This window comes from Microcystis sp. M53598_WE2 (assembly GCF_030067735.1).
Lineage (GTDB): Bacteria > Cyanobacteriota > Cyanobacteriia > Cyanobacteriales > Microcystaceae > Microcystis > Microcystis aeruginosa.
This window is the reverse complement of sequence record NZ_JASJFE010001035.1, coordinates 1-5,237: the sequence shown is the minus strand read 5'-3', so window position 1 is coordinate 5,237 and position 5,237 is coordinate 1. Positions and strand designations below refer to the sequence as shown.

Annotated in this window: 4 protein-coding genes; 2 read left to right on the top strand and 2 right to left on the bottom strand. The window is 43.1% G+C overall.

Annotated features, from left to right (window positions below; genetic code table 11):
- The first annotated feature begins 82 nt into the window (after window positions 1–82).
- Window positions 83–1,957 carry an ABC transporter ATP-binding protein gene (locus tag PX636_RS21265; RefSeq protein WP_288118741.1) on the top strand — a complete coding sequence of 625 codons (1,875 nt, stop codon included), beginning with the start codon at window positions 83–85 and terminating at the stop codon, window positions 1,955–1,957.
- Here the strand turns inward: PX636_RS21265 and PX636_RS21260 are convergent.
- On the bottom strand, window positions 1,950–3,347 hold the full coding sequence (locus tag PX636_RS21260) for an amidase (RefSeq protein ID WP_288118738.1): 1,398 nt from the start codon (window positions 3,345–3,347) through the stop codon (window positions 1,950–1,952). The two genes, PX636_RS21265 and PX636_RS21260, sit on opposite strands and share 8 nt — an antisense overlap.
- Window positions 3,348–3,476: 129 nt before the next feature.
- On the opposite strand from PX636_RS21260, the gene pyrR reads away from it, so the two are divergent.
- Window positions 3,477–4,010, top strand: coding sequence for a bifunctional pyr operon transcriptional regulator/uracil phosphoribosyltransferase PyrR (gene pyrR, locus PX636_RS21255; protein ID WP_002802562.1), 534 nt, complete (start codon window positions 3,477–3,479; stop codon window positions 4,008–4,010).
- Window positions 4,011–4,195: 185 nt separating this feature from the next.
- Here pyrR and PX636_RS21250 read toward each other — a convergent pair whose 3' ends face one another.
- Entirely contained in the window at window positions 4,196–4,978 is a 783-nt protein-coding gene (locus tag PX636_RS21250) for an endonuclease/exonuclease/phosphatase family protein (RefSeq protein WP_288118735.1), read from the bottom strand.
- Between the last annotated feature and the right edge of the window lie 259 nt (window positions 4,979–5,237).

Sequence of the window (5,237 nt, the reverse complement as noted above, 5' to 3'; positions counted from 1 at the left end):
CGAATTAATTGCACCCAGCTACTGGGAACAGAAAAAGCTATATTTATAAGTAAATCGAATCTGTCTTTCTGTTTAAAGACCCATGGATAACAAAGTTCTCGACGTTCGCCATCTCACCGTTGAATTTTCTAATCAGAAAAGAACAACAGTCGCCGTTAATAACATTAGTTTTAGCTTGCAGAAAGGTCAAGTTCTCGGTTGTGTGGGGGAGTCGGGTTCAGGAAAATCCGTCACCTCCCTTGCACTCATGGGACTGGTTCCCTCTCCGGGAAAAATTACCGGGGGAGAAATTTGCTTTCGTCCGGCAAAAGGTCAGTCAATGCAAGCAGTAGATTTATTATCTATTCCCCCAGAAGAATTGCGTTATTATCGCGGGGGAGAAATGGCGATGATTTTCCAAGAACCAATGAGTTCTCTTAATCCAGTTTATAACATCGAGTTTCAACTCACCGAAGCAATTTTACTGCATCAAAAAGTCACCACTGAACAGGCAAAAAATCAAGCCATCTCTCTACTGCAAGAAGTGCGCTTATTACCCAGTGATGAACAGTTAGAGGAGAAGTATATAGAAACTTTTCCCTTAGAAAATAAGGGTCATGTCAGGGAAAAAATTAGAACTTATATTCAGGAACAAAAAGAAGCAATTCTCAAGCGTTATCCTCACGAATTATCGGGGGGACAATTACAAAGGGTAATGATTGCCATGGCGATTTCTTGTAATCCTACCCTATTAATTGCCGATGAACCAACCACCGCTTTAGATGTGACTGTCCAAGCAGAAATATTAAGATTATTACGAGATTTGTGTAAAAGCGATCGAGAAATGTCAATGGTTTTTATCTCCCACGATCTGGGAGTTATTAACGAAATTGCCGATCAAATTGTCGTGATGTATCAAGGAGAAATCGTCGAACAAGGAACGAAAGAAGAAGTATTAAATTATCCCCAACATCCCTACACAAAAGGTTTACTTGCCTGTCGTCCTCGCTTAAACTCTCGTCCAGAAAAATTGCCCACTGTCAGCGATTTTTTACGAGTGGAAAAAGACTCTCAAGGTAAGATTATTGAATTACAGGAAATTACTCCACCAGCAGTTAAATTTATTACTCTCCAAGAGGAAGAAAGCAGAATTGAAGGTTTACAACATCACGAGAATATTTTATCGGTAGAAAATTTATCGGTTAGATTTCCAGTTAAGGGAGTTTTCGGGCAAGTAAAGACCTTTTTTAATGCCGTAGATCAGGTCAGTTTTGCCGTTAAACAGGGGGAAACCCTCGGTTTAGTCGGTGAATCGGGCTGCGGAAAATCCACTTTAGCAAGGACAATTCTGCGCTTAATTCCTGCCACTTCTGGAGATATCTATTTCCGAGGAGAAAATCTGGCTAAATTAAACCCAAGTGAGCCAAAATTAAGACTACTGCGACGGGAATTACAGATAGTTTTTCAGAATCCATACAACTCCCTGAATCCCCGTTTATCCATCGGTAAAGCAATTTTAGAACCGATGATTATTCATCATACCGGCGGCAATTCCCAAAAGCGACGGCAACGAGTAGAATATTTATTAGAACGAGTTAAACTTGATCCTAATTGGTTTGATCGCTATCCCCATCAATTATCGGGAGGACAACGACAAAGGGTGTGTATTGCTCGCGCTTTAGCCTTAAATCCTCAGTTTATTATCTGTGATGAATCTGTCTCTGCTTTAGATGTTTCCGTGCAAGCGGGAGTCTTAAATTTACTCAAAGAATTACAGCAGGAATTTAATCTCACTTATATCTTTATTTCCCACGATTTAAGTGTCGTCAGATTTATGAGCGATCGGATTATGGTGATGAATAAAGGTAAAATTGAGGAAATGGGTACAGCTAACGAAATTATCAACTCTCCCCAAAGTGATTACACCCGTAAACTTATCGCTTCTATTCCCCAATTTACCCAAAGTCTTGCTAGTTAAAATTAGCCATCAAACCGAAAGGATTAGCTGCCTCTAATTGTGCCGATAAACCTAACAAAGTGATTTCATCAGCAGGTTTACCAACTAACTGAATTGCCACGGGTAAACCCTGACTATCAACCCCTGTGGGTAAAGCAATCGCAGGTAAACCACTCGCATTAGCAATCGGAGAAGGGGCAATCCAAGCAATCATCTTATTAACCGCTTCTTCCGGTGGTAAATTTTCCCACTCAGCAATTCCGGGGGGTTGATGTAGAAAAATTGGCAAAAGTAAGACATCAAAATTATCAAACATCGCCACAATTTGCCGCGAAATAACGTGCATCTGCCGCACCGCTTGCAGGTATTCCCCCGCACTGCCAGAATTGTCCAATAACCATTGGTTAAGGGGACTTAATAACTCCCTGGGAATTGCCGCCGCTGCCGTCCCCGCTTGCCAAATACGGCGAAAAGGAGCGATTAAAGCCTGTAAATCGGGAGAATACTCCGTTAAGTGATGCCCCATACCCTCTAAAATTTTAGCCGTCTCGATCACAGCATTTTTATAGACGGCAGCCGCTTCGCCGAAGGGGGATATGGAAGTAGAAAAAGCGATTCTTAGGGGTTTTACGCCTCTCTGAGTGGCTTCTAGGAAAGAAAAGGGCGGATCGGGTAGCCAGTAGGGATCGCCCGTCGTATAGCCCGAAATCACGGTAAGCAGCGCCGCCCCATCTGCCACCGTCTTAGAAAGAGTGCCGTTAGTGGCGATACCGCTTTGAAATTCCCCCACCGGGGCATAGGAAACGCGCCCACGACTGGGTTTTATCCCCACCAAACCGCAACAACCCGCCGGAGTACGAATGGAACCGCCACCGTCGGAACCCTGGGCAATCGGGCAGAAACCCGCCGCTACCGCCGCCGCCGCACCGCCACTGGAACCTCCTGCGGTATAATCGCGGTTGAAGGGGTTACGAGTCGGCAAAAAACCCGGATTTTCGGTGTAGGGAAAGGACCCTAACTGGGAAGTGGCAGTTTTGCCCAGAAGGATAAAACCCGCCATTTTCATTCTGGTGACGATTCCTTCGTCGTATTGGGCGATATTTCCCTGTAAAGCGGCGACTCCGTAACTAACCGGCATTCCAGCGACGGCATTTAAGTCTTTAATGGCGGTGGGAACTCCAAAAAAAGGCGGTAATTCGGCAGTAGCGGCGATTTGACTTAATTGTTCCGTTTGGGCGCCCGCGGTGGCTAGGGCGCTTTCCCTGGCGACATGGACAAAACTACCAATTTGACAGTCAAATTTCTCAATTCTGTCGAGGTATAAATGGGTTAATTCTAGGGGGGAGATTTGTTTAGTGCGAATCAGTTGGGCTAATTCTAGGGCAGATTTTTGCAATAATTCATCACTCATGAGCGATCGAGTTAAAATAGGTAAGTGAAAATAATTATATTCGTTAGTGATGGAGATGGTTTTAAAAGAAAAAGTAAAAAAAGTCCATTGCCGTAAAAATTTCCCGATCCCCTCTTTTCTTGGAAAATTATGACCCCACAGTTAATTGAAATTCTCTCGGCTGACGAAATTCGTCGCACTATTACCCGTTTAGCTTCCGAAGTTATCGAAAAAAGTGGCGATTTAAATAACTTGATTTTGATCGGTATCTACACGCGAGGAGTGCCTTTAGCTAATTTAATTGCTAGTCAAATTGAGAGCTTAGAAGGGGTAAAAGTTCCCGTGGGAGCGATCGATATTACCTTCTATCGCGACGATCTCGATCGCATTAAAACTCGCACTCCTGCTAAAACCAAAATGCCCCTAGATGTCACGGGAAAAACCGTGATTTTAGTCGATGATGTTATCTATAAAGGTCGCACGATCCGCGCCGCTTTCAATGCTATTATTGAGTATGGCAGACCGCAAAAAATCCGCTTATTAGTCCTCGTTGATCGTGGTCATCGGGAATTACCAATTCACCCGGATTTTACGGGCAAAAAACTCCCCACTGCAGCCGAGGAACAGGTCAGAGTTTATCTACAAGAGATTGACGGCAAAGATGGGGTGGAATTAATCAAATAAACAGAGGATTGGTAACTAATCCCCGGAGGAAAATAAACAGAATTGCCTCGATAATAGCCACGAAAATATCACTTCTTGAGTTTTTTTCCTGTTTAAAACACCGAACAAATTTAACCATCGAATCACCAGAGTCTGCTGAAGCTTTCACCCTCTATATATTTGCTAAATACAGAAATCATCTATTTTTAGGGCAAGGTAAAAGCAGCAATTACGGGATAATGATCGGAAGGAATAAGATTCAACCAACGAGAAGGATCGACTTTTGCCCAATCTAACTGCAAACGGCTATCATAATAAATTGTATCGATGGCTAAATAAGGGGTATCGGTGTAATTATTAAAGCTCATTTGTTCTGCTAATTCCAAATCTGCTAAAGCGTCCTTTAATTTAATTTCTGACTGGAGAGGTTGAGTTAAAATCTGACGGGGTAATTGCTGAGAATTAACATTAAAATCACCTGTTAAAAACAGGTAATCTTTTGTTAAATCTAGTTGACAAAAACGCTCCTGTATGCACTTCGCACCTAAGTCCTTAGCTTGGTCGCTATAGTAATCGAGATGGGTGTTATAAAACTGTAAAGTTTGCCCCTCAAGAGTGCGAAATTTAGCCCCCGTTACCATGCGGGGATAAGGATTACCCCAAGCTTCAGTGATACTGCCAATAACATCGGGAGTTTCCGATAGCCAAAATTCGTAAATTTCTAAACATTTTAACCGACTTGGTTGATACAAAATCGCACAATGTTCATCTAATCCTGTTCCCCTGCGATCGCTGCCTAAACTTTGGTATTTTGGCAATAAACGGTGTAGATCCAATAGTTGATTAGCGCGAGCTTCCTGAGTACCAATTATATCAGGAGAATAGTGAGCAATTAAAGCCGCTACTGCTTCCCTTCTTACTCGCCAATTACGCTCATCGGGATCGGGTTTATCGTAGCGAATATTAAAGGACATTGCTGTTAGTTTCATAGGAAAATGGAGAATGAGGAAGGGAAGTAGGGAAGTGGGAATCGGGAGTGGGAAGTGGGGAAGTGGGGAAGTGGGGAAGTGGGGAAGTGGGGAAGCTGTCTCATCACCCTATCACCCCAAAACCCTCCGCAACGCGCACGCAGTGACCACCCTATCTCCTGAATACTGAATACTGACTCCTGACTGCTAACTCCTAATAATTAATTAGGGCTTGCTGAATAAATCTAAAAACCTTGTTGGGTAAGACTTTTAGACCTTT